Genomic DNA, 24,654 nt, shown 5'->3' on the forward strand with positions numbered 1-24,654 from the left:
GAGTGCCGATACGGCCCCGGCATCCCTCGGGACGCCGGCCATGAACCTGTCCGACCCCGCCGTCCGGGCGTCACACGCCGGGCGCCCGGGCACCCCCGCCACCTCCGATGCGGTTGGCTGGTGGGTCGGTGCTGAGCTGCGAGTACCCATATCGGTCGAATGACGCCTCGAATGCGCCGCCCGCCGTCCACGGCCTCGCACCGGTCGGCCGTCACCGCTCACATCGCCGGGTGAGGCCAGGACGTCGTACGACCACTGCGTCGGGGCGCCTCTGCCTCAGCCGTAGTAGCCCTCCAGGTCGGCGACGACATCGACCGAGCCGAGCGCGTTGTGGATCCGGATGGAGCCGTCGGCCCCGACCGGGACCACGGCGAGGACCGGGCGGGTCCGGCCCGCGGTGAGGTTGTCGTTCGACACGGTCGGCAGCGTGCCGTCGCCGTAGGCGGTCAGGTGGGTGCCCGCGGTCGGGGCCACGCCCGTGAGGTTGACCAGTACGGCACCGGCTCCCGCGGGGACCTTGGCGAGCTTCACGGTGAGGGTGCCGCCCGCGCCCAGCGGCTTCGCGGCCGCGCCCAGGCCCGTGCGGGTGTCGAGGAAACGGGTCGGCGCGGTCGGCACGAACGGCCCGCCCGGGGGCGCCAGCGAGTCGGCGTCCGTCTCCGCCTCCTGGTTGGTGAACAGCCCCTGGAGGTCGGCGATCAGCTGGACGTGCCCGGCGCTGTTGTAGAGGCGCACCTTGCCGGCGCTCACACAGGACACGGCGAGGTTGGAGGCGGTCTGCCCGGCCCGGTAGTTGAGGGTCGAGGTGGGCGGCTGACCGGGGCCGCCGCAGTACACGGTGACGTAGCCGCTGCTGGTGCCCCCGGTCACGGTGACGTTGAGGACCGCGCCGACGGTCGCCCAGCCGCGTGCGTACGTCGGCAGGGTGAGGGTCGTGGTGCTGCGCGGCCCGACCGCGCCCTTGGCGGCGCCGGTGCCGTTGCGGGTGTCCAGCACCCGGGTCGGGGGCAGTGTGGCCAGGTCCGACAGGGACAGGTCGCCGTCGTCGGCCTGGGTGGTGTAGTAGCCCTCCAGGTCCGCGACGAGGTTCACCGTGCCGTGCGCGTTGTAGAGGTCGACGTAGCCGTCGACACCCACCCGGACGGTGACCAGGTTCGGATTGTCCTGCCCTGCGCCGAAGTTGAGGTTCGACGCGCTCGGGCGGGCGGTGCCGTCCGGGTAGACCGACACATAACTGGACGCCGTCGCGCCCGTGTCGGTGACGTTGAGGGTCACCGCCGTCACTCCGGACGCCGGGACGTATCCCTCGCCGAGGACCTTCAGCCGGACCACACCACCGGCACCGACGGGCCGCTTCGGCGCACCGGTCCCATACCGGGTGTCCAGCATCCGCACGGAACCGGCGGAGACGAAGGCCGCGCCGACCGTGGCCCTGCCGGTCGCGGTGGCGGTCCGCCCGTCCGAGTCGGTGACCGTCTGCGTGACGGTGTACGTGCCGGGCGCCTTGTAGGTGTGCTGGATCTGGCCGTCGCGGGAGGTGCCGGCGACCGCCGCCGAGCCGTCGCCGAAGGTGATCCGGTCGCCGGTGACCGGATAGGGGTCGACGCCGGTGTCGTACGTGCACCGGGCGGTGTCCGGCAGCGAGGGACCGGCACCGCCACAGCCGATCGTCGGGGCGAGATCCGGCACCGGCTCGACCTGTACCCAGTAGGTGGCGACACCGACCCGTGTGCCGTCGGCCCTGTTCACCACCACCGCGGCCTCGATGCCGCTGCCCGACGTGACCTGCGTGTAGGTGTGGCCGGCCGAGTCGGTGGTGGAGGTGACGGTCGTACCGTCCCCGAAGTCGAAGGTGTACGTGAAACGGTCGAGCGGGTCCGACCACGGGTTGCCGAGCACTGCGGTGGCCGTGCCCGGGACGCCGACGTATCCGGCGCTCAGCTTGAGGCCCTTCACCGCGAAGGGGTCCTGGAACTCGGTGGCGCCCCGGTCGTCGTGGCCGGTGCCGGTGTCGGCGACGAGGGGGTCGTCGACCCGGGGATGTCCGTGGACGTCCGTGGACAGCTCGCCGGGGGCGTCGGAGTCGGCCGAGTCGATGAGCGGTGAGTGCTCGGTGGGCAGTCCGCCCGCGGGGATCGTCAGATCCGTCTGGTCCAGGTCGTGGGCGCCCTGGCCGGTGCCCGCTCGGAAGGCCGGTGCGGTGGCGTAGGCGGTGCCGGCCCAGTCGTAGTCCGTGCCGGCCGACGGCGGGTTGAGCGCGTTGTAGTCCGCGCTGACCTGGGGGGCGGAGGTGGCGTCCACCGTGAGCTCGGCCGTGTCGGCGGCGCAGGCGGTCGTGCCGTAGGGCAGGGCCACGGTGTTCTCCACCGACCCGGAACTGCCGTCGGCCAGACGGATCGCGCCGCAGACCGTCCAGAACGTGTCCCCCGCGAAGTCGATGCCGGTGGTGCCCGAGGCCGAGACGCCACCGCCCTCGAAGGTGTCGCCGGCCAGCGTGATGTTCCGTGCTCCGGCGGCGCTGGTGACGTCCGGTCCGGTGGACTGGTCGACGTCGAGGCGGGTGAGGGAGATGTCGGAGGAGGAGCCGTCGACCGCGATCACCGCGGTGGAGCCGTCCATGAGGGTGCTCAGCGCGGAGGCGGCGCCGAAGCCGATGTGCTGTGAGTCGTCGACGGCCAGGGCGGTCGCCCCGGCGGCCCTGACACGGATCCCGGTCATGTCGACGTACCGGGCACCGGAGAAGGTGATGCCCGTGGCCGGGCGCGGGCCCCCGACGGTGACGAGCGAACCGTCGCCGGTCGCCGCGGCGGAGAAGGTGACGGGTGCGTCGGCGGTGCCGACGGATCTGATGGTCACGGGCGCGTAGGCCGTGCTGTTGCCCGCGATGCGTACGGTGTCCCCGGGCGCGGCGGCGTCCGCGGCCGGCTGGATCTGGCAGAAGGGCTCCGCAGCCGAACCGGGACCGGTGTCGGCACAGTCGGGGGCTTCGTCGTTGACGTAGAACGTCGTACCGGTATCGGTACCGCTACCGGTGTCCGCGTGGGCGGTGCTCACGCCGAGGCAGCCGACGAACAGGGCCGTGAGGGCGGCGGACGCCACCCCTGATCGTCTCCAGCCCTTGTTCGAGCCCATGGTGACGTCCCCCTCCGGACCTCGCTGCAACTGGCGGGAGCGTAGGTCAGGCCGGGGACGGCGGATGGGGGCGAGGCGCCCTTTTTGCTCCTGATCCCGAAAGTTTGCTCGGAGTTGGCTGGAGCGGGAATGACGCAGACCAGCGCATCAGCAGGCTTTGAAGATCGCGCCTCACTGATGACGCTTCACTGGTCGCGCTTCACGGGGGAGGGAGGCGCTCGGGATCAGCTGGACCCGGGGACGGGACTGTCGGTCGCTTCGTGCCCGGCACGGCTGCGGTACTCGGCGTTGATGCGCTGAGCTTCCTCGAGCTGGTCCTCGAGGATGACGATGCGACAGGCGGCCTCGATCGGGGTGCCCCTGTCGACGAGCTCGCGGGCCCGCGCCGCGATCCGGAGCTGGTAGCGGGAGTACCGGCGGTGTCCGCCCTCCGAGCGCAGCGGAGTGATCAGACGAGCCTCACCGATGGCTCGGAGAAAGGCCGGAGTGGTGCCGAGCATCTCGGCGGCCCGCCCCATCGTGTACGCGGGGTAGTCGTCGTCGTCCAGACGATCGCTGAGGGGGATATCTGCTGTCATGTCACCTCGTTGTGCAACGCGTCGAGGGGCCCTGGTGCCGTACGGCACCAGGGCCCCGAAGGAAATTCAACACCATCTGTCGGCCCTACTGCTGTGCCGACCTTCTGTTTCCGCTACCAGCCCTGCAGAGAGGGGGGTGCGGGGATCGCGGCTGCGTGACCGGGGACCACCTTCCAATCCGGGGTCTTGCGGTACCCGGGGCGAGTGCTTCTCGGACCGGGCGATCCTGATGGCGTCTGCTCCTCCGTTCTTCCTCTGAGCCAACTTCTTGGAACTGGTACTGCGGGTACTGCTCGGTGTTGCTCTTGGCGGCCCCTGGACCTGCGAGCCGCCCAGTGCGGTCCCCAGCCTCGTCACCGTCCTGCGAAAACCGTGGCTTCGGGACTCCAGAACCGCACTGACCTGCGAACTTCCTGTACTGCAACCCGCCAGTTCGTGTCTGCCGGGTTCTGCTTGACCGGTGTCTACGAGAAAAATGCTAACCACGGCAGAGCCCAATGTCTACTCTGACAACAGCAGATTTAAGCCCTATGGGGGACCAGATAACCTGCGACCTGCGACGACGGGGTGAGGCGAGGCCGCTCGGGACGCGGCTCGGGACGCCGTTCGGGATGCCGTTCGGCGTGAGACCGGCGCGGGTTCGAGTTCAGGCGAAGGCCAAGGAGCGAACTCGTCCGGACGCGGGTGGACGGTTCGCGACACCATGCCGAAGCCCCCGCCCGCCGCGAGCTGGATGCCGGGCTATAGTCACCGGGTCGCGAAAAACGATGTCCCGCGGGTCCGCCCGCCCGGCATCGCACATACATCGATGCAGATGGTTCTGATCGGTGAGCGTCTCCTGCCGAGACCGGACACCCCGTCCACTCTCGGCGCTACAGAGGAGCGCAGCATGCAGAAGACCATCGCGATTGTCGGAGCGGGACTGGGCGGACTGACGCTCGCCCGGGTGCTCCAGGCTCACGGCGTCGCCGCGACGATCTACGAGACCGAGGCTTCGGCGACCACCCGCGCGCAGGGCGGCCTGCTCGACATCCACGAGGAGACCGGACAGGTCGCGCTGCGCGCAGCTGGTCTCTACGACGAGTTCCTCACTCTGGTCCGCCCGGGCGAGGACGCCAAGCGTGTGGTCGACCGCCACGGCACGATCCTGCTCGACAAGCCCGCGGACCCCGACTCAGCCCGTCCTGAGGTGGACCGTGGCGAACTCAGGCGCCTGCTCATCGACTCGCTGGCGCCCGGGACGATCAGGTGGGGTCACAAACTCACCTCGGTCCGGCGCCGTCCGGAGGGCGGCCACGTCCTCACCTTCGCGGAAGGTTCCGCGACCCACGCCGACATCGTCGTAGGCGCGGACGGCGCCTGGTCGAAGGTGCGTCCCCTGCTCACCCCCGCCGAGCCTGTCTTCAGCGGAACCTGCTTCATCGAGATCGCCCTCACCTCGGGCGCCCAGAACTCTCGGGCGAGCGTGGCCTCGATCGGCAGCGGCACGCTGATGGCGGTCGCGCCGGGCAAAGGCATCATCGCCCACCGCTACGCCGACGGGCACGTGCGCGGATACGTGGCGCTGAACAAGCCCGAGACCTGGCTGAGGTCGATCGACTTCGGCAACCCGTCAGCGGGCCTCCGCCGACTCGCCGACGAGTTCGACGGCTGGTCACCGCTGCTCACCGCCTTCGTGACGGAGAGCGAAACGGAACCGTGGCTCCGCCCCGTCTACGCCCTCCCCGTCGGGCTCGAATGGGACCGGGTCCCCGGAGCCACGCTCCTCGGCGACGCCGCGCACCTGATGTCCCCCTTCGCCGGCGAGGGCGCGAACCTCGCCATGCACGACGGCGCGGACCTGGCCGGCGAGCTGGTCCAGCAACCCGACATCGAGCTCGCGCTCGCCACCTACGAAAAGCGACTGTTCCTGCGCAGCAGCGCCGCCGCAGCCCGCTCGGCGCAGAACCTACAGACCTTCTTCGGCCGGGAAGCCCCGCAGAGCGCAGTCACGTTGTTCGATCACTCCTGACACCCTTGCAGGCCACGCTCTCAGCTCGGCAAGCCAAGGGCCTCCGCGCTCCCGCTTGGTGAGGTTCTTCAGCGTCGGGCGTCCGCCGGGCGTGAGCGCAGGCGTCTGACCGGGCATGGAGTCGAGGTCCTGTTGGCGCACGACGACGGACAGCACCGAGCCGTCCACGCCTGCGGCACAGCGGGCGGCCGGGTTGTCCGAGAAGGCGGTGTTCACCGCTTCGCATCTCCGCGCGGACCAGCCGCCCAATGCCCTGAAGGTGGAACGTCCGGGCTTCGGCGAGCGCGCTGTGAACGCTGGTCATCTGCCGCCTCAGTCGCGGCTGAGGGGGCGACCGAGAGCGTGTCGTACGCCGTGTACTCGTGGTCGACGTCCTGGCGCGACCGGAGGTGAGTCAGATACATCAATCCAGTACATGGACTACCTTTGGTACATGTCCATGAAGCGCACGAACGTCTACGCGGACCCCGAGGACCTGGCGATCATCAAGGAGGCCGCCAAGCGCCGGGGCATAAGCGAGGCCGAGATCATCCGCCAGGGCATCCATCTCGCGGCCATGGCGAACCGGGTCTGGGACGAGCCACTGTTCTCCCGCACCTTCGAGGGGCCGGGGCGCAAGCTGCCCAAGTCGGAGGTCCGCGACACGGTCGCCGATGCCGTCCGGCGTGAGGCCGGCTCGGAGCCCGGGTCCGGCTCGTGATCATTGTCATCGCCGATACGTCCGGCCTGCTGGCAGCGCTGGACTCGGCTCACCCGGAACACCGGGCGGCGAATGAGGCCATCATGGCGGCGGGCCTGCTGGTCATGTCCCCGCTCCTGCTGGCCGAACTGGATCACGTGGCGACGCGTGAGCTCGGCAGGGAGGCTGCCCTCAGTGCGGTCGACGACCTTCGGCGCTGGATGAGCCGGGGGCGTGTCGTCGTTCCGGAGATCACGGAGGACCACCTGGGCGCCGCCCAGTCCGTCCGCGTCCGCTACCGCGCGCTGGACCTCGACCTCGCCGACGCGGTGAACGTGGCGCTCGCCGCCGACTACGACACGGACGCGATTCTCACCCTGGACCGGCGAGACTTCCGGGCCGTACGCCCGCTGGGCCGCTACAAGGCGTTCCGCGTACTCCCTGACGACCTCCCGCTCTGACGCAGCACCCGAAGCGGTCAAGTGCCCGCGTAGAGCCCGGCAGTCTCCCGGTCAGCAGGTCGTAGGTGAGTACGCCCAGGCCGTAGACGTCGGCCCGCTCGTCGACACTGACCAGGCGGTCCTCCGGGACCTGCTCCGGAGCCATGCAGCCGGGTGATCCCACGCCCTGTGTCAGTCCCGAGGCGGGTTCACCGGTCCGCCAAGCGCTGTTGTCGGAGGTCAGTCCGGGCCCGGGCCGAGCACGCGGCGCGAGAGTTCGGCGAACTGGAGGAGTTCGGGCATGGTCCGGTGCTTGGAGTAGGCCAGAGCGACCATGCGCGGTGCGACGCCCTCCAGCGTCAGGTAGACGACGTCGTCACGACGGTAGAAGTCGGCCATGCCGGCCGGCATGACATAGCACCCGGACCCGAGGGCGACGGTCTGCAGGCATTCCTCGATCGTCGCCGGGAACCGTCCGGCGTCTCCAGGTGGCGCCACCGGGTCGAGCGGGACACGTCCGCGCCATTCCGGTACGTCCCGTGGATCCTGCAGCAGGGTCATGTCCCGCAGGTCCTCGACGTGCACCGCCTTGAGATCCGCGAACGGATGCTCGCTGGACAGTGCGACCACGCGGGGCTCCGGGAAGAGCGGGACCACCTCGAACATGCCCTCGGGCAGGGGCAGTCGGACGTAGCAGACGTCGACCCGTCCATCGAGCAGGAAGGCGACCTGATCGGTGATCGAGGTGTGGACGACATCGATGTCCAGTTGCGGTGCCATCCGGGCGAACTCCCGCACGATGGGAGTGACGATGACACCGGGCATGAAGCCGATGGTGAACTGGTTCGCCTCCCGGCTCGCCATCCGGGCCCGCTGCTGCACGGCCTGCGCCATCGCCAGCATCGGCCGGGCGTCCTCCAGCAACTGGTGCCCCGCCCGCGTCAGTACGGTGCCCTGCCGGTCCCGCAGGAAGAGGACCGTGCCCAGGTCCTCTTCCAGCGCACGGACCTGACGGCTGAGCGCCGGCTGTGTCATGTAGAGACGACTCGCCGCCCGCACGAAGCTGCACTCCTCGGCCACTGCCACGAAGTAGCGCACCCGGCGTAGGTCGAGATCCATGCGGCTCATCGTAGCCACGGCCATCACGGCATATGAACGTCCGCTGCTGTAAAAGGAGTTGTGTACGACGCCTGGCTCGCTGGGACATCCGGCCACCGTCGTGAGCCGGGGACGCACACCGCCGGTCGGGAGCGGCCGCAGGGGCCGGTTGGTCAAGGCCCGCGCCGCACGGCCCCAGCGCATTCCGGAGACATCGCCCCGCCGTCACGACCCTGTCAGGGAGCGACATCCCGGTTGCGCCAGCTGAGCGCATAGGCGGCTCGGCGAGCACGCATCAATTCTCCGAGAGGGCGATGCTCCATGGCCGCGATCCAGGGGTTGAAGCTGCTCTTCTCGACGGTCTCGGCCAGTTCCTCGTCCGGTGCTTGCCGAGGTATGCGCAGTCGCGCCACGGTGAGCCACGGCGCGTCCCAGCGGACCGAGGAGTCTTCGATCGGCGTTCGACTCTCGTCCTCGAAGAACTGCGCTTGGAAAAGGAACTCCAGGTCGTCGTCGGCGAGTCGCGCGTAGATGTCGGCGGACAGATTCTTGCGGGCTGCCTTGTTGATCGTCGTCGAAGCGGCGCAGAGCTTCAACCGGGCCGCGTATTCGCCGAACGTGATGGGCATGATGCTGAAGAAGTCATGCGTGGCGAATCCGCTGAACGGCTGCACCATGTCCCGCGCGTTCGCGACAGCACTGCGCGTGAGTCGCGGCCTCACAGCGGCCTTACGAAGCGCTGCGGTCGGCGCGCTCGTGGAGAGCTCGACGATTCCGACGACGTCCGCACTGCCGCTGACCTTCAGGGTCTCCTGACTGACCAGGGTGAAGTTCTGCTCGACATCGGCGGACGACGGTGTCGAGGCCCCGAGCAGCTTGATCGCGAAACCGCGGATGTCAGGAGCCCGGTCGGCGGCGAAGTTGCCGTTGGACAGCCGAACACGCGCTTCGAAGACGGCGGGAGCGGCGAAAATCCCTTGCCTCGCATAGTCAGGAAGGTTTTCTTCCACCGCCAGGGCGGCTTTCAGGGCTGCCACTTGATTGCGGTGCAGCGCTCTGCCGTGGCCATGTTTCTTCAGGCGCTTACGTTGCAGTTCGCTGAAAACGTGCGCCTGTTCCGTATGCTGAATGTCCTCGTCGGGCAGAAAAACTTCACGCCATTGAGTGCTCGGCATGGGAAAACCTTCTCGATGTCCGGGCCCGCCGTACGGGCGTTCAGAGTTGTTTTGACGTCGCATCGGATGTTGTCGGCAGCCCGTTCGGCGACGGCCAGGACGGTCGCGTTGACCCCGGTGTTGTGGTGGTGTTGCCGCTCTGCCTCGAAGACCACAGGGCACTGCAGGTGATCGTGCAGATTGGCGCCGACTCGGGGGAGATCGGCCATCACCTGGATTCGCGCCGAATGACTGCCCGAGCGCCGGGCGGTCTCCACGAGAAGCACCTCGGCCTCCAGGTCTTCGGACAGACGGGCCGCCAGAACACAACAGGCAGTCATCTCCGTCCCGCCCACCAGTCCGCCCACCGGCCGGTCACCACGGGAGACCTCCGGCTCTGTCGCGCTGCGGCGCAGGACCGGGACCCATGGACATCCGCCCGGCACCCTGCACAGGCAAGCCGTGGTGACACATCGCCAAAACCTTTTCCTTCAAACCGAGTTCCGTCTGCCGACGAGCTTTGCGACCCACGGTTCGTCACGCCAATGCCGATTGCCCGAACCGTCATGCCGATCGGACATGACGCCTGGCCGGCGCGGTTCTGCGCGGCGTAGCCGCCGTTGCCGTAGGCGGGATGGTGCGGTGCATGGAATACGAAGAAAGACGGGAGAGTCCACTGACTCATGCCGGATCGACATGGAAAGAAGCAGGATCGGCATTGGCCTTCCGTCGATGCGGCCGCCATATTCGATTCTGCGAAGCGCCGCCGGCCGCAACACATACGGTTTCCGTGCCCCTGCGGACCGCTCCGCCTTTTCTGCCGATCAGGCTCGACAACGTGAGAGGAACAACTCCCCATGAAGTTCACCGCTCGAATGAAGGCGCTGACGGCTGCCGGGCTCGTGAGTGGCGCGGTCGTGGTCTCGCTGGCCGTGACGAACGCGAACGCCGTCACGACCCAGGTAAACGGTCCCGCCGTCGCCTCGCAGGCGGCGCACCGCGCGAAGCCGACGGTGGTCCTGGTCCACGGAGCGTTCGCCGACTCCTCCAGCTGGAACAGCGAGATCGGATACCTGCGACGCCACGGCTACCCGGTCCTCGCGATCGACACCCCGCTGCGCGGCCTGGCCTTCGACACCGCCTATGTCGAGGCACAGCTCAGGACGGTCAAGGGCCCGGTCGTCCTGGTCGGCCACTCCTACGCGGGAGAGATCGTGAGCCAGGCCGCCGCGGAGACGTCGAACGTCAAGGCCCTCGTGTACGTGGCGGCTCTCATCCCGAAGGTGGGAGAAACCGCCGGCTCCCTCATCGGGCAGTTCCCCGGGTCGCAGTTGATTTCGGAGAACTTCCGCACCGTTCCCCTGCCCGGCGGTGACACCGACGTGTACCTCAAGGCCGACAAGTTCGGGACCGTCTACGGAAACGGGCTGTCGAAGTCAGAGATACAGGTCGCCTCGGTGACTCAGGAGCCGGTCGCCCTTTCGGCGTTCACCGACAAGGCCACGGTGAATCCACCGGCGAAGACGCCGAAGTGGGCGGTCATCGCGACCGAGGACCACGCCGTACCGACGGCCGCCCAGAAGTTCCAGGCCAACCGTGTGGGCGCCCGCATCATCTACACGCGCTCGGGCCATGACGTTCCTTCGATCAGCCCGGGAGCGGTCGACCGTGCCATCGTCGCCGCCGCCGACACCGTGCACTGATCGACACCCGCGGTGGGGCTCCGTGAAATCCCGGTCGAGGTGAACTCGACCGGGGACGACTCCGCGTCGCCATTCCTCATACGACGGCCCTGTACCCCTGCCGACCCGTCGCGATCTTCGTGCGGCCGCCGAACGACCCCTTGCCGTCACCGCTGTTGCGGTACAGGTTGCCGCTGGTGTCGCGGGAGACGAGGTCCGTCCTGCCGTCGCCGGTGATGTCCCCGACTCCGACGACCGCGTTGTAGGAAGCGCCCCAGTTCGAGAACACCTTCACGCGGGCCTTGAAAGTGCCGCTGCCGGTGCCGTCGTACCGGTACAGGTTGTTCGACGTGTCCTGGGCGAGGAGGTCGCCGATGCCGTCGCCGTTCAGGTCACCGGCCCCGACGACCTTCTTGTACGGCTTCCAGTTGTCGTACAGTTTCACGCGCGCCGACAGCTTGCCCGTACTGGTGCCCTTGTACAGGTAGACCGTCCCGGTCGAGGCGTTGCGGGCGATCAGGTCCGGGCGGCCGTCCTTGGTCACGTCACCCGGCGCGGTCAGCACGTCGTACTGGTTCCAGCCGGAGGTGCCGAGTGTGGTGTACGGCGTCGAGGGCGTCGCCGCCTTGCCGCACGCGGGGCGGTAGGCGCGGAGAGCGCCGCTGCTCAGCCGGACCAGGAGGTCGTTGCACCGGTCACCGCTGAGGTCGCCGAACGGCACGAACTTCGCGGTGGTCGGCCAGCCGGTACCGGAGACCTGGCTGCCCAGCGTGCCCGTGCCGGTGCCCCGCTGGATGGTGAGGGTGCCGGAGGAGCTGAGGGTGAGGAGGTCGCCCACGCCGTCGTTGCCCGCGTAGTCGCGCGGTGCCGCCGCTCCGGCCGTCACCGCGAGGGTGCCGGAGAGGCTGAGGGCGGCGCCCTGGCCGTCGGCGGGTTGGGCGGTGAGTGTCCAGGTGTAGGTGCCGTTGAGGACGAGGCGGCCCGCGGAGTCCTTGCCGTCCCAGGCGGCCGTCAGCAGACCACGGGCGGCGGAGCCGGACACGGTACGCACGGTGGCGCCGGACGCCTTGTGGCGGACGGTCACCTTCCAGGACGCGGCGGGCTTCGACAGCCACCAGGTGCCGGACCAGCTCGCGGCACCGGCGGTGACCGTGGAGTCGATGGCCGACAGTGCGGACGCCGGAACGCCGGTCTTCACGAGGTGGACGCGCTGCTCGTCGTCGGCATACGCGACACCGCCGCCGAAGCGGTCCACGGTCCAGGTCGTGCCCACCCCGTCGTTGTCCTTGCCGAGGTCGGTCCAGTCGGCGAGCTTGCGGCTCGCCAGATCCGTGTAACTGCCGCTGGCCGGAAGCCCGTTGTGCAGATCGATGAGCTTCAGCCCGCTGTCCGACTGGATGCCGCCGACGCGCTCGACGAGATAGCCGTCGCCGAGGAGGACCCTGCCGGCCGGGGCGGTGGCGGTGCGCTTGGTCGTACGGTCGTAGACACCCGAGCCCCGGTCGTCGCCCCAGGCGTCCTCGCAGGTCCAGTACACCCAGCGGCCCACGGCCTGGAGGACCGACGGGGTGCAGCCGTTGCGGGTGGTGAAGGACTCCACGGCGGTGCCGGACGGGAGCCGGGTGGCCGTGACCTTGCCTCCCGTGGCCGCGCCGCTCCACAGGGTGTTGCCCCAGACGGCCGCGGCGACCCGGTCGCGCTTCTGTACGACCTTGCCCGCCGAGGTGTCGGTGAACTCGCCGATGTACTGGGTGCCGGAGGAGGCGCCGTCGACGACCGCGTACCGTCCGGAGAGGTCCTTGAGCCGCGGGCTGTCGTCCCCCGTGTCGAGGGTGGGGCCCCAGGTGGTGGCACCGTTGGTGCGCAGCATGGTCAGACCGGACTCGGTGGCGTCGCGGCGGCCGTGGTGGCCGGTCCCGTCGGCGAACATCGGGATACAGCGGGTGGCGTCGCCGGAGCAGTCGCCGTCCCATCCGCTGACCAGCCCGTCCACGGTGGTTCTGGCGACGCTCGGGGTGCCGCTCGTGGTGAGCCAGGTGCTGCGATAGGCGCCGAGAATGGTGTGGGGCTCGTACAACGTGCTGTTGTCGGCCGTGGTGAGGATGGAGCTGCCGAGCGAGAGGCCGTTGATCTGCGCGGGCATCGGCTGCACGGCGGTCACGCGGCTGCGGGTGACCGAGCCGTCGGTGGCCGGGGCGATCCGGTACACGCCCCAGTCGAGGTCGCCCTGCTCGACGTACTGCGCGGCGCCCGCCACGAGGACGGAGCCGTCCGGCGCCTGGACGATCTGATGGGCGGCCGGGTCCATGACCCTGGTCAGGTCGGTGTCCGTGCCGTCGGAGGTGAGGGCCCACAGCGGCTGGCCCCGGTACTTGTTGTCGCCGGGCGACACCGGCTCGACACCGAGCAGCTTGTCGCCGACGATCCCGTACGCGGCCTGGTAGGTCAGGGCGCCGGTGTCGAAGGTACGGGGCGCGGCGGACAGGTCGTCGCGGTCGTACACGTCCGCCTTGCCGCGCCCGCTGCGCAGCCGCACCACCGAGTCGGCACCGAGCCGGAAGCCGGTCACCTCCCAGCCCTCCTCCGGGTCGACCCGGTCGGGCAGCGCGCTGAACGCGCCGGTGGCGAGGTCGACCATGCCCCAGTGGCCCCAGCCTTCCTCGCTGTCGCCGGTGGTGTAGCGGAGGATGACGGACCGGGCGTCGCCGTCCTCGACCACCACGTTGGACGCGCCCTCCGGCAGCCCGGTCACGGGCGTCTCGGCGACCCCGCCCCCGTCCTGGACGCGCCACAGCTGGTAGGCGTCCGGGTTTCCGCTGATGCCGCTGGTGCTGGTGAGGACGGTGCTGCCGAAGGTGCCCCGGTAGGTGTGGTAGTCGGGCACGGGTACCACCGCGGTGCTGCCCGAGGTGCCCGCGCCCTGGAGGAGGGTGACGTGGGAGTCCTCCTCCGAGTAGAGGGCGACGGTGTCGGACCCGTCCCCGTAGTAGCCGGGCTGGAAGGACGGGGCCTCACGGAAGTAGCCGCTGTCGATGTCGTACTGCACCGGGACGTCGAGCCGCTTCTCCAGTGCGGTGGTGGTGCGGGTGGCGTAGTCCGTCCACAGGAACCGGTCGTCGCCCTCCTGGACCCAGAGGAATCCGCTGGTCCCCGCGTTGAGGATGTGCGTGGCCCTGGGGACGGCGCGCGGGGCGGCAGGCAGCACGACCTCGTCGGCCGCGGCCGACGACAGCGGAGCGGCTTGCGCCGGGGACGGTACGGCGGCGATCGGAAGGCCGAGACTCAGTGCCGTCGCCAGGACGGCGGCGGTACGTGTCGCCGATGTGCCGAGGCGAGCTGAGCGCGAACCATGAGCCAGGCCGTGTCTGTGTCGGCGTCGGCCGAGTCGAGCCACCGTTCCTCCTGTAAAGGCAAGAAGAAGGCATGACGGGACGTACGGCAGCACCTTGACGCTTCCCCGGCCCCCCGGCCGCTCCCCCCACGCGCGTGCCGGGAGCTTAACAGCATGTCCATGACCGACCTTACGAAGTCAACCTGGGGTTCAACGTCCAGGTCACTCGTCAGTCCGGCGGCTGCACGTCGGTGTACCGCGAGCCCTCGCTGTTGACCGCAGTTTCCCGCCCTTATGGGCACGCGAAGGGCACGAAGCCTCTGTGAGTAGAAACAGGCGCCGCTGACCCTTCGATCGGGCAGTGGTTTGCCTCGACCCGTGCTCAGCCGTGGAAGCGCCAGTACGGCCGCACGGTCGTGGCCCGGGAGTCAGAGCACTGAAGTCGGGCGCCAGGAAGGCTCGTGTTCCTGCCAGTCCAGCACCTGAACCTTCTCCAGGGGCCACTTACGGTCCACGCTCCTGTCGGGGTGTTTGCTCTCGGCTTCCTGCACGGACTGCTGGTGCCAGCGCACCTGTTCCCGGTGGAGGGCGGGACGGGACAGACGTCCGACGGCGGGGTGGCAGGCCGCGATCACCTGGGCGAGGACGAGAGCAGTTGCGGCGTCGCTGGACGGATGGCCGGGGCGTTCGTGCGGGATGCCGTACCACTCGGCGACGGTTTCCAGGGCCCGCCCGCCGGAGCGGAAGGGTTCGGCGTGGCGGTCCAGGACGAGGGGGTCGCAGACCGGTGACAGGCCGCCCGCCAGACGGTCGGACAGCGGTGTGAGCCCGTGTCGGAGCAGTTCGGTCTCCAGGGTGGTGAGGACGAACGGGGCGTACCACACCACCAGCGGCTCCTTGGTCGCCAGATGATCGGCGAGCAGGGCCGCCAGTTCCTCAAGCACCTGCGCGGCGGACTCCTCATGGGCCCGCGCGTCCTCCATCGAGATGCCGTGGTTCTTGCCGGGCGCCACGGACATCGGACCGGGACCGGGATCGACGAGCCAGAAACGGGCCGTGCCGTCGGCGATGTGTACCGCAGCACCGAGGACGCGGTCCACGCCGTAGCGGTTGCCGGTGGTCGCGATGTCCAGGGACATCAGGCGGCGGCGATGCCAGCCCGGGTGGTGACGGCGGGGCGGCGGCGCGGGTTCGCGGACATGCTCGCGGTGGTACACGTCCCAGCCACCGAAGCCGGTGCTGACGAGCACCCCGACCCCCGCCGGAACGGTCGCGCCGCAGACCTCGCACTCACCGTCCCGCTGGTTGGAGCGCAGTGCGGAGGCGTCCGACGTGGTGCCGTCCGGGTCGGGAGTCGGGGCGTGAGCGGGGTGGTAGACCACCCAGCCGCCCCACGCGCTGCGGAGCAGCACGCCGGCCTCGGCGCCGACGTCCGCGCCGCACCGGGCACAGGTGCCCGAGAACTGGTTGCTGCGTAAGGGGCTGCTCACTGCCTCGCCTCCATGAGGGGCCGATGCATCGGAAGAAACGCACGCGGGATCAGACTCTCAGAGCCATCCGTTGCCTTTGAAGCCCGGCCCAGGAGACCGAGGATTACTCAGCAACGGCGGACGACGGCCCTGGGCGGCAAGGAGGTGGTCATGGGTCCGAAGTGGCCGCTGGCCGGGGCGCCGACCGTATTCTGGGAGCTGATGGGAAGGAGCCGCTGATGAGCGTCGATGCGATCATGCACACCGAGTTCCCCGAGGGATACACGGTCTTCTTCGGTGTTGACGGGAAGGTGATCATGACCCCGCAGAGCTTCGAGCACTCCAGCACGATCAAATCGATGCAGATCGACTCGCTCGCTCTCGGCAGGCATGCGAAGACCGCTTCCGACGTCTACCTCGACTTCCCGGCGGACGAGAACTCCGCCCCTGACTTCGCCATCCTGCGTGAGGACGCCCAGCTGCAGGGCAAGCGCTACAGCTTCGAGGACGTGCTGCTGATCGCCGAGGTGGTGTCGGTCTCCTCCGCACGCAAGGACTACGACGACTGCACCGCCAAGTACGGCCGCTACGGCATCCCCGTCTACCTGGTGGTGGACCCGTACGCAGGGGAGGTTGTCGCCCACACCGAGCCCACCGGTACCGGTTACATCACTGCACGCACCCATAAGTACGGGACGGGCAAGCTTCCGATCGAGTTGGCCGACGGGCGTACCTTCACGCTCGACCTGGATGAACTGCCCAGGCCGGAAGCGGAGACCGGCGATCGTTGATCTGCAGGGAGGGGAGTCCCCGTCAGGCGCAACTCCAGCTTTGCTGAGGCGACTTCGGGGGGGCCTGCACTTAGGGCACGCGAAGGGCACGGAACCCTCAAAGTGGTCTAGACAACAAAGAACCCCCAAGCCCATGGCCTGGGGGTTCATGCTGGAGCGGGTGACGAGAATCGAACTCGCGCTCTCAGCTTGGGAAGCGACGGCGCTTGCGTAGAGGTAGGGCCTCTGACCTGGGAAAACTTGTTGTCAGGCGGCAGATGCGAGGGGCTGGTTGCACCGTTGTTGACCGTGGTTGTCCGCTCTGAAGGGCACGCCATGGGCATGTGGCAGAGATGGGGGAGAGCAGGGCTTCCGGCTGGTCCCCAGTGACCGGGAGTGGCTCCGCCTGGAACGGCAGTCGAGTGAGACCGTCGCGGCTGCACACATGGCGTCTTCAAGGATGCGGTGGCCCGCATCAAGGGGCCTGCTGCGGGTCAAGGACCCCCTGGGCCTTGCCGACGAACGAGAGAGGGGCGTCGGCGACGTCGCCGACGACCCGTAGGAGAACTCCCTTTCCGGAGACCCTCCGGGCCGCCCACCATCCCGTCCGTCCCGCGCCCGCCGGCCCCCTCGTGCCCGGCCACGGCGACGGCCTTCGCCGCACCGCCCGCTCACGCCCCGCTCTGAACGGTTCCGCGGCCACGACCGCCGCACCCACCCCGCCCGATCGCCCGTCCGCCCTGTCGGCGTCGCCCTCCTCCGGATCCGCCGGACCCGCCCGTCCGGCGGTTCCCGAGCCGTCGGGGCCGCCCGACGCGCACCCGCCGAGCGACTCCGCCTCCCTCGCGGGGCGGTCGGCGGGGGAAGGCCGGGAGTGGCCCGGCCGACCGGCCGACCCCTCCGGCTCGCCGTTCTCCACGAGCCCGGTGGAGCCCGCTCGTACTAAAACGGCAACAGAGGAGGAGCCCGCCGAGGAGCCGGACGAGGGAGTCGTGGTGGTACCCGAGACGGACGCCCCGGCCGCCGAGAGCCGGCCCGCGGAGCTGTCGGCGGCCGCTCACCGGACCGGCACCGAGGCCCCCCTCGATCTCTCCGACCGGCGGATTCCCGTGCTCACACTGGGCGTGGGGCTGGCTCTGGTGGGCCTCGGCATCGGCTTCCTCGGGGTGCGGACGCGCCGCCGTCGAGCGGCTCGCGACGGCCCGGGTCCCCCTTGAGTAGGACCTCCGGGGTCCGCCTCAGGACGCTTGTCCATGCGGACTTACTCGGTATACATACTCGGTATGTCCATCCGCCACGGGCTTCTCGCCCTCCTCGAACGCGGCCCGCGCTACGGCTCACAGCTCCGTACGGAGTTCGAGTCCCGTACCTGCTCCACCTGGCCGCTCAACGTGGGTCAGGTCTACACGACGCTCAGTCGGCTCGAACGCGACGGCATGGTCGTGCAGGACGGCGAGGACGAGGCCGGCCACCCGCTCTACACGATCACCGACAGCGGTCGCGTCGAACTGCGCAGCTGGTTCGAGAAGCCCGTCGACCGCACCAGCCCGGCCCGTGACGAGCTGGCCATCAAGCTGGCCATGGCCGTTGGGGCGCCCGGGGTCGACATCCGTGACGTCATCCAGTCCCAGCGCCGGCACACCGTGAAGGCCATGCAGGACTACACCCGGCTGAAGGCGCAGGCCCTCGCCGCCGTGGAGAAGAACGGGGCCCGGGAGCGGGACGACATCGCCTGGCTCCTCGTTCTGGAGCAGCTGATCTTCCAGACCGAGGCCGAGGCGCGCTGGCTCGACCACTGCGAGTCCCGGCTGATCCGTCTCTCGTCGACCGCCCCGGCGGTGGGGCCGGAGCCGGCCTCGCCGGGGGCGGGTAGCGGGAGCGGTGGGGATGGGAGCGCGGGCGGGGGCAGAGGAGGCCGCACAACACCGCCCGTGACGTCCGCCCTTCACGACCGGCCCTGACCACCCGAACGACCGGATCCACAAGGCCGACCGGATCCACAAGGCCGCCCGAGTACACAGGGGCGACCGAGTCCACCGGGTTCACCCGACCACCCGACCCACATGAAGACTCCGAACCACCCGACCAGACCCATACCGTACGCACACGTCACCCACGACCGTCCGTCGCACCGACGTCCGGCCGTTCGCCGGCGTACGCCCGAGGGGGAACCATGTCCACACAACAACAGCAGCCCGTGCTGAGTCTGCGGAACCTGACCCGCGTCCACGGCTCCGGCGCCACCGAGGTGCACGCCCTGCGCGGCATCGACCTCGACGTCCACCCCGGTGAACTCGTCGCCGTCATGGGCCCGTCGGGCTCCGGCAAGTCCACCCTTCTCACCATCGCCGGCGGCCTCGACAACCCCACCTCCGGGCAGGTCTTCGTCGAGGGCACCGACATCACCGCCCTCGGCATCAAGGGGCTCGCCGCCCTGCGCCGCCGCAGCATCGGCTACGTCTTCCAGGACTACAACCTCATCCCGGCCCTCACCGCCGCCGAGAACGTGGCCCTGCCCCGCGAACTGGACGGCATATCGGCCCGCAAGGCCCGCACCGAGGCCCTCGCCGCCCTCGCCGAGATGGACCTCGGCCAACTCGCCGACCGGTTCCCCGACGAGATGTCCGGCGGCCAGCAGCAGCGCGTGGCCATCGCCCGCGCCCTCGTCGGCGACCGCCGGCTCGTCCTCGCCGACGAGCCCACCGGCGCCCTCGACTCCGAGACCGGCGAGTCCGTGCTGGCCTTGCTGCGCTCCCGCTGCGACGCCGGAGCCGCGGGCATCATGGTCACCCACGAGCCGCGGTTCGCCGCCTGGGCCGACCGGGTCGTCTTCCTGCGGGACGGCGATGTCGTCGACCAGACCCTACGCAGCGACGCCGACTCGCTCCTGACCGGCCGGGCGGCCCAGCGGTGACGACCTGGTTCCACTCCTGGCGGGCCGCGGTCCGCATCGCCCGCCGTGACGCCTGGCGCTCCAAGGGCCGCAGCTTCCTCGTCCTCGCCATGATCGCGCTGCCGATCCTGGGCGTGAGCGCCCTGGACCTGACCCTGCGCAGCGCCGAACTCACCCCCGCGCAGCGGATGGAGCGCACTCTGGGTGCCGCCGACGCTCGCTTCTCCGACGCCCGAACGGCCGGCGTGGCCATCCTGCAGGACCCCAGCGGTGAGCAGAACACCCCGGCCGGGGACTACGACTCGCCGGGCAAGTCCTGGCCCGACGGCCCGACCGATGTCACCAAGACCATCCCGGCCGGTTCGACGGTGCTGACCGACAGCAGCGGCAGCGCCAAGCTGACCACCAGGCACGGTCTGCTCCGGGCCGAGGTACGTGAGCTGGCCGCCGCCGATCCCGTCGCCCGGGGCATCATGCGGCTGCAGGAGGGCCGCTTCCCCGAGAAGAACGACGAGATCGCCGCGACCACCCGGTTCCTGGAGAGCAGCGGGCTGTCCGTCGGCTCCACCCTCACCGCCCGCGGCTTCGACCGCACCTATGTGATCAGCGGCTCGTACGAGCTGCCCAGCGACCTCGCGGCACAGCAGGTCAACGCCCTGCCGGGGGCCTTCCTCGCGCCGTACGCCAAGGCGGTCGAGAGGGCCGGACTGCCCAAGCCCGACGTCTCCACCACCTACCTGGTGAAGAAGTCCGGTGGTTTCACGTGGAACACGGTCCAGGCGATCAACGCCAAGGGCGTCCTGGTCACCTCGCGCGCCGTGGCCCTCGACCCGCCCGCCGACTCCGAGGTGCCGCTCTACCAGAAGGCAGGCTGGGCCAACTACGAGAGCAGCGACGCCGCCGCGCTGGCTGCCGTGGGCACGGTCGTCGGCCTGGCGATACTGGAGATCTGCCTGCTCGCCGGTCCCGCCTTCGCCGTCGGTGCCCGTCGTTCCCGCCGCCAGCTGGGCCTCGTCGGCGCCAACGGCGGTGCCCGCAGCCACATCCGGGCCATCATGCTGAGCGGCGGCCTCGTCATCGGCGTCGCGGCGGCCCTGGTCGGCATGGTCCTCGCCCTGATCCTGACCTTCGCCCTCCGGCCGGTCCTCGAGGACTACATGGGACAGCGGTTCGGCGGCTTCACCGTCAGGCCGCTGGAACTGCTCGCCATCGCCGCGCTCGCCGTCCTCACCGGCCTGCTCTCCGCGATCGTCCCGGCCGTCACCGCCTCCCGGCAGACCGTCCTGGCCTCCCTCACCGGCCGTCGCGGCGTGCGCCGCAGCAACCGCGTGCTGCCGTTGATCGGCTTGGGCGCCGTCCTGCTCGGCGCGGCCATCGCTCTGTACGGCTCGGTCGTCTCCGACCAGTTCGTCCTGGTCGCGGGTGGCTCGGCCATCGCCGAGCTCGGTGTGGTCGCCATGACGCCCGCCCTGGTCGGCCTGTTCGGCCGGGCCAGCCGCTGGCTGCCGCTCTCGCCGCGCCTCGCCCTGCGGGACGCCGTCCGCAACCGGGGCCGTACGGCACCCGCTGTCGCCGCCGTCCTGGCCGCCGTCGCGGGCACCGTCGCCGTCTCGACGTACGCCGCGAGCAGCGACGCCCAGAGTCTGGCCGAGTACAAGGCCAGCCTGCCGTACGGGGCCGTCGCCGCGCTCGTCACCGAGGAGGGCGGCCGGGACGTCCCCGAGGTCCGCGACGCCGTGCAGCGGACGCTGCCCGTCGACGTCCGCGCCGACGTGTTCCGGATCGCCGTCGGCAAGCCCGGCTGCGCCCCGTATGGCGAGGGCGAGGGCTGTGGCCGCTTCGAGGTCGTCATCCCGCCGGCCAACGAGTGCCCGCTGTGGGTCAGCACCCCCGACGGCTCCGACCCTGCGGAGAAGTACAGCAAGGAGCAGCGGCGCGCGCTCGCCAAGGACTGGCGCTGCCTCTCGCCCGACGGCAACGGCATATACGTCGAGGGCGGTCTCCTCATCGCCGACGCCCCGCTCCTGAAGGTCCTCGGCATCGACGACCCGGGCGCGGCCAAGGCCCTCGCCGACGGAAAGCTCCTCAGCTTCCACAAGCCCCAGATCGACAGGAACGGCACCGTCGGCATCAAGCTGATCACCGACCCGAAGGCCGCCGACCGCGCCGCCGAGCAGAACAAGCCGGTCCCGGGCGAGCTGAAGTCATTCCCCGCCTACCAGGTGGCCGGCTCGCCCGGCTCCTACGGAGTGGAGAGCGTGCTCAGCCCCGCCGCCGCCAAGGCCGCCGGGCTGACCACCGTCCCCCTCGGCGCCTTCTTCAGCACCGACCGGATCCCCAGCACCGAGGAGCGGCAGAAGCTCGACGCCGAGATCACCAAGCTCGGCAGCAACGTCGAGCTGACCGTGGAGCAGGGCTGGGTCGACAAGAACGGGCTCGTCCTGCTCGCGCTGACCGTCTTCGCCGGCCTGGTCACCATCGGTGCGGCCGGCATCGCCACCGGTCTCGCCCAGGCCGACGCGGAGGCCGATCTCAAGACGCTCGCCGCGGTCGGAGCCCCGCCTTCGGTGCGCCGCATGCTCAGCGGCTTCCAGTGCGGTGTGGTCGCCGCGATGGGTGTGGTCCTCGGCTCGGCGGCCGGTGTCCTGCCCGCGGTCGGGCTGCGGCTCACCGAGGAGCGCGAGCAGATGCGCTCCTACCAGGAGGCTCTCGACAACGGCTGGGGCGGCGCCGGTGACGCCCCGCCGTACGTGCCGATCATCGTCCCCTGGGAGACACTCGCTGCCCTCCTGGTGGTCGTGCCCCTCGGCGCCGCCCTGCTGGCCGCGCTGGTGACCCGCTCGCGTGGGGCGCTGGCCCGCCGCGCCGCGCACTGAGCCTCCGTTGCCGGACCGTGCCCCTGGACGAGGGTGAATCACCCTCGTCCAGGGGCAGGAGGTAGTCCCCGTCCGAAGGAATCTGCTCGAAGCCGGCCGGCGCTTCCGGGCCATCTCTACCTCTGGGCGCGACGACCGTCGTTGCGCGGGGCTCAGGCGGAGGAAGCATCCACCCACTTTGCCAACGGGCAGAGACGCCCGATTCTGTGGTCAGGCTGGTGCGGGAGGCAGATGGAGCGGGGGCACTCCTCATCACCACAGTCGAGAGCTACTGGCCGGTGAGGGGCTCCTGAGCGCGACGACCGCGTGAGCAGCGGCACTGGCCCACCTGACAACTGCTGCTTTGCTTAAAGGCCCTTCTGTACGTTACTCGGCCGCGACCTAGGAAACGAGGAGGGCGGGGAGCCACCAAAATGGTCTAGATAATAAGCGAGCCCCAGGCCGCTGACCTGGGGCTTCAAGAAGAGCGGGTGACGAGAATCGAACTCGCGCTCTCAGCTTGGGAAGCGACGGCGCTTGGGCGGCCGCATGGCAGTTGAACTGCGCAGATACGTTCGTGGCTGGTAGGCGTGACGACGTGGTGGCACCGCTGTTGACCCTGGGTTTCCGCTCTGAAGGGCACGCTATGGGCACGGTCGTTGGAGCCGCACGTCTCTGAGCGGCTGGTTGACCCTCCTGGGCGGTCAACTACAGGGGCGTCGCGGCCGATCGGGATATGTGTTCACTGATGTGTATGCCGCGCTGAAAGCCGATCGTTACTCGACGTCGACTCCATGGGCGCGGGCCAGGCCGTCGAGGCCGTCTGCCCAGCCCTGGCCGACGGCGCGGAGTTTCCAGGCGGGGCGGCCGTTGATGGTGTGCCGGTACAGCTCGGCGACGACCATGGCCCGGACGTTCGAGTCAGCGGGCGGCTGGAATGTCCAGCCGGTGCCTGTCACGCAGTCCATGTGCAGGGCGGAGTATGTGAGGGAACCGCAGGTCAGACCTGTGTCGACGTCCATATTGATGGCGATGGCCACCCGCCGGACCTGTTCGGGCAGCGCGGACAAGTGGATCGTGGCGCGTTCGACGGTGTGCGGTCCCTCGGGTCGTTTGCCGAGCAAGCGCACCGCGCCGTCGGCGGCGGATGGCTGGTGGTAGAAAACGAAGTCCTCGTCGACGGCGACGCGACCGTCCTCTCCGGTGAGGAAGAGGGTGAGGTCGGCGTCCGCTCCGGCGAATCGGAAGGTGACGTGGAGGCCGTGCCAGGCTTCCTCGGGCAGCGCGACGGTCTGACCGGGGATCAGGGTGGCAGGGGCTGCCGGTGGCAGGGTCGGTATCGGGGGCGGTGCTGCCGATGTCTCTTGTCTCCACTCGGCGAAGGGTTTGATCCGGTACGGATCGACGACCGGGGTTGCGCCCTCGGGCGGGGTGTTGGCGCCGAGGCTGATGTCGAGGTCGGCGAGCGACGGCTCGCCTGCGTCGGACTCGTCCTGGGCGTGATCCAGCAGATCCTGGAGACCCGGCACACGAGTCGTGTCCAGTGGCTTGATCGTGTTGGACAGATTGCCCGATGCGGTGGTGGTGACCGAGCAGGAGACGTCCTGGCCGATGTCGAGGAAGCGCAGGGCGTCCTCGGCGGTGCGCCAGGGCGTGGACTCGACTGCCTGTCGTGTCCAGCGGCCGTAGGCGACGAAGCCGAGACGCTGGGTGTCCGGCAGGCGGGTCAGTACGGCGAGGTCGATCGCGGTGACGCCAGGGGCTGCGGCGAAGCCTTCCTTGATCGTGGCGACGAGGTTGGAGCCCATGGCGGTGAGCCACCACAGCAGCCGGTCGCGCTTGGTGAGGTTCTTGAGTGTCGGGCGCCCGCTGGGCGTCAGCCCGGCTGTCTGAGTGGGCAGGGAGTCGAGGTCCTGCTGCCGCATCACCACGGACAGAACCGAGCCGTCCATTCCTACGGCACAGCCCGCGGCGGGGTTGTCGGAGAAGGCCGTATTCACCGCCTCGCAGACCGTCGCCTCGTCGTTGGAGACGAGGGCCTGCCACCACTCCTGCGCCTCCATGGACACCCGTCGGCGCACCGCCTCCATGCGTGCCGACTCCGCGGCCAGGTATGCCGGCGCGTCATGTTGCGCGCGCTGCTTCGCTGCGGCCCGCTCTGCCAGGGCTAGTCGGCCCACCCCGCGCAGATGAAACGTCTGCGCCTCGGCGAGCGCCCAGGGCAGGCCCAACGCGGGTACCGCTGGGATCTCCGGCGGGTGCGCTGTGGGAAACGACTGCAGGTGCACGCTCGTCATCTGCTGCCGCAGCTCCCGTAGCCGGGTGATGGCCGCATCGCGCTCGGCCTCCTGCTGCGCACGCTCCGCCTGACGCCGGACCCGGTCCAGCTGAGCAGCGGACGGGACGACAGTGCGGGGACCCGAGGCCCGCCGCGTAGTCGTTCGCCGTCGGTTTCCGCTCAAGGAACTAGACGCGTAGAAGGGGCCGAGCCCCGACGACATCCGGGCTCCGCCGGTGCCCACGCTCAGTCTTGCCGCACGCGGACCTACCGATGTCCGGACC

At 69.9% G+C, this 24,654-nt stretch carries 17 protein-coding genes; 9 read left to right on the top strand and 8 right to left on the bottom strand.

Translation table 11 applies throughout. The features are described 5' to 3' along the window. Positions 1-276: 276 nt before the first annotated feature. Both AC2XR2_RS23840 and AC2XR2_RS23845 read right to left on the bottom strand, forming a co-directional pair. Positions 277-3,162 carry a PKD domain-containing protein gene (locus tag AC2XR2_RS23840; RefSeq protein ID WP_491516244.1) on the bottom strand — a complete coding sequence of 962 codons (2,886 nt, stop codon included), beginning with the start codon at positions 3,160-3,162 and terminating at the stop codon, positions 277-279. 194 nt (positions 3,163-3,356) lie between these two features. Continuing rightward, positions 3,357-3,710: a helix-turn-helix domain-containing protein gene (locus AC2XR2_RS23845; RefSeq protein ID WP_381302821.1), complete on the bottom strand. Its 354-nt coding sequence runs from the start codon at positions 3,708-3,710 to the stop codon at positions 3,357-3,359. A gap of 889 nt (positions 3,711-4,599) precedes the next feature. Here AC2XR2_RS23845 and AC2XR2_RS23850 point away from each other — a divergent pair. The 3 genes from AC2XR2_RS23850 to AC2XR2_RS23860 all read left to right on the top strand — a co-directional run bounded on the left by AC2XR2_RS23850 (position 4,600) and on the right by AC2XR2_RS23860 (position 6,861). Further along, positions 4,600-5,721 carry an FAD-dependent oxidoreductase gene (locus tag AC2XR2_RS23850; protein WP_491516245.1) on the top strand — a complete coding sequence of 374 codons (1,122 nt, stop codon included), beginning with the start codon at positions 4,600-4,602 and terminating at the stop codon, positions 5,719-5,721. A gap of 433 nt (positions 5,722-6,154) precedes the next feature. Continuing rightward, positions 6,155-6,421, top strand: coding sequence for a ribbon-helix-helix domain-containing protein (locus AC2XR2_RS23855; protein ID WP_491516246.1), 267 nt, complete (start codon positions 6,155-6,157; stop codon positions 6,419-6,421). Continuing rightward, positions 6,418-6,861, top strand: coding sequence for a PIN domain-containing protein (locus AC2XR2_RS23860; RefSeq protein ID WP_381302824.1), 444 nt, complete (start codon positions 6,418-6,420; stop codon positions 6,859-6,861). Before AC2XR2_RS23855 ends, AC2XR2_RS23860 begins: the two co-directional genes overlap by 4 nt. A 219-nt stretch (positions 6,862-7,080) precedes the next feature. Here the strand turns inward: AC2XR2_RS23860 and AC2XR2_RS23865 are convergent, their stop codons facing one another. From AC2XR2_RS23865 to AC2XR2_RS23875, 3 genes are all read right to left on the bottom strand, one after another. Beyond that, positions 7,081-7,959, bottom strand: coding sequence for a LysR family transcriptional regulator (locus AC2XR2_RS23865; RefSeq protein ID WP_491516247.1), 879 nt, complete (start codon positions 7,957-7,959; stop codon positions 7,081-7,083). Positions 7,960-8,174: 215 nt separating this feature from the next. Continuing rightward, on the bottom strand, positions 8,175-9,113 hold the full coding sequence (locus AC2XR2_RS23870; RefSeq protein ID WP_491516248.1) for a catalase family protein: 939 nt from the start codon (positions 9,111-9,113) through the stop codon (positions 8,175-8,177). Beyond that, the gene (locus AC2XR2_RS23875) at positions 9,014-9,460 is read right to left on the bottom strand and encodes a hypothetical protein (RefSeq protein WP_491516249.1); all 447 of its coding nucleotides are present in this window, start codon (positions 9,458-9,460) and stop codon (positions 9,014-9,016) included. Before AC2XR2_RS23875 ends, AC2XR2_RS23870 begins: the two co-directional genes overlap by 100 nt. A 489-nt stretch (positions 9,461-9,949) precedes the next feature. Between AC2XR2_RS23875 and AC2XR2_RS23880 the strand changes: the two genes are divergently transcribed. Then, positions 9,950-10,795, top strand: a complete 846-nt coding sequence (locus AC2XR2_RS23880) for an alpha/beta hydrolase (protein ID WP_491516250.1) — start codon at positions 9,950-9,952, stop codon at positions 10,793-10,795. 76 nt (positions 10,796-10,871) lie between these two features. Here the strand turns inward: AC2XR2_RS23880 and AC2XR2_RS23885 are convergent, their stop codons facing one another. After that, on the bottom strand, positions 10,872-14,168 hold the full coding sequence (locus AC2XR2_RS23885) for an FG-GAP-like repeat-containing protein (protein WP_491516251.1): 3,297 nt from the start codon (positions 14,166-14,168) through the stop codon (positions 10,872-10,874). 365 nt (positions 14,169-14,533) lie between these two features. Further along, the gene (locus AC2XR2_RS23890; protein WP_491516252.1) at positions 14,534-15,595 is read right to left on the bottom strand and encodes a 3'-5' exonuclease family protein; all 1,062 of its coding nucleotides are present in this window, start codon (positions 15,593-15,595) and stop codon (positions 14,534-14,536) included. 218 nt (positions 15,596-15,813) lie between these two features. Here AC2XR2_RS23890 and AC2XR2_RS23895 point away from each other — a divergent pair, with 218 nt between their 5' ends. The 5 genes from AC2XR2_RS23895 to AC2XR2_RS23915 all read left to right on the top strand — a co-directional run bounded on the left by AC2XR2_RS23895 (position 15,814) and on the right by AC2XR2_RS23915 (position 22,113). Continuing rightward, a complete protein-coding gene (locus AC2XR2_RS23895) occupies positions 15,814-16,365 on the top strand; it encodes a Uma2 family endonuclease (protein WP_491516253.1) in 552 nt (183 codons plus the stop codon). A 491-nt stretch (positions 16,366-16,856) separates the two neighbouring features. Then, on the top strand, positions 16,857-17,561 hold the full coding sequence (locus AC2XR2_RS23900) for a hypothetical protein (RefSeq protein WP_491516254.1): 705 nt from the start codon (positions 16,857-16,859) through the stop codon (positions 17,559-17,561). A gap of 66 nt (positions 17,562-17,627) precedes the next feature. Continuing rightward, entirely contained in the window at positions 17,628-18,305 is a 678-nt protein-coding gene (locus AC2XR2_RS23905; protein ID WP_491516255.1) for a PadR family transcriptional regulator, read from the top strand. A gap of 212 nt (positions 18,306-18,517) precedes the next feature. Continuing rightward, the gene (locus AC2XR2_RS23910) at positions 18,518-19,258 is read left to right on the top strand and encodes an ABC transporter ATP-binding protein (RefSeq protein WP_381302833.1); all 741 of its coding nucleotides are present in this window, start codon (positions 18,518-18,520) and stop codon (positions 19,256-19,258) included. Then, complete coding sequence (locus AC2XR2_RS23915) at positions 19,255-22,113, top strand: ABC transporter permease family protein (RefSeq protein ID WP_491516256.1); 2,859 nt, start codon at positions 19,255-19,257, stop codon at positions 22,111-22,113. Before AC2XR2_RS23910 ends, AC2XR2_RS23915 begins: the two co-directional genes overlap by 4 nt. A gap of 755 nt (positions 22,114-22,868) precedes the next feature. On the opposite strand, the gene AC2XR2_RS23920 is transcribed toward AC2XR2_RS23915, so the two are convergent. After that, positions 22,869-24,389, bottom strand: a complete 1,521-nt coding sequence (locus AC2XR2_RS23920; protein ID WP_381302835.1) for a TerD family protein — start codon at positions 24,387-24,389, stop codon at positions 22,869-22,871. Between the last annotated feature and the right edge of the window lie 265 nt (positions 24,390-24,654).

Source organism: Streptomyces sp. LS-MS-L19 (assembly GCF_058382285.1).

Bases quoted from the DNA above. Each gene is read 5' to 3' on its own strand.
- AC2XR2_RS23845 (WP_381302821.1), bottom strand. From the start codon at position 3,710: ATGACAGCAGATATCCCCCTCAGCGATCGTCTGGACGACGACGACTAC.
- AC2XR2_RS23850 (WP_491516245.1), top strand. From the start codon at position 4,600: ATGCAGAAGACCATCGCGATTGTCGGAGCGGGACTGGGCGGACTGACG.
- AC2XR2_RS23855 (WP_491516246.1), top strand. From the start codon at position 6,155: ATGTCCATGAAGCGCACGAACGTCTACGCGGACCCCGAGGACCTGGCG.
- AC2XR2_RS23865 (WP_491516247.1), bottom strand. From the start codon at position 7,959: ATGGATCTCGACCTACGCCGGGTGCGCTACTTCGTGGCAGTGGCCGAG.
- AC2XR2_RS23870 (WP_491516248.1), bottom strand. From the start codon at position 9,113: ATGCCGAGCACTCAATGGCGTGAAGTTTTTCTGCCCGACGAGGACATT.
- AC2XR2_RS23880 (WP_491516250.1), top strand. From the start codon at position 9,950: ATGAAGTTCACCGCTCGAATGAAGGCGCTGACGGCTGCCGGGCTCGTG.
- AC2XR2_RS23895 (WP_491516253.1), top strand. From the start codon at position 15,814: ATGAGCGTCGATGCGATCATGCACACCGAGTTCCCCGAGGGATACACG.
- AC2XR2_RS23905 (WP_491516255.1), top strand. From the start codon at position 17,628: ATGTCCATCCGCCACGGGCTTCTCGCCCTCCTCGAACGCGGCCCGCGC.
- AC2XR2_RS23910 (WP_381302833.1), top strand. From the start codon at position 18,518: ATGTCCACACAACAACAGCAGCCCGTGCTGAGTCTGCGGAACCTGACC.
- AC2XR2_RS23920 (WP_381302835.1), bottom strand. From the start codon at position 24,389: ATGACGAGCGTGCACCTGCAGTCGTTTCCCACAGCGCACCCGCCGGAG.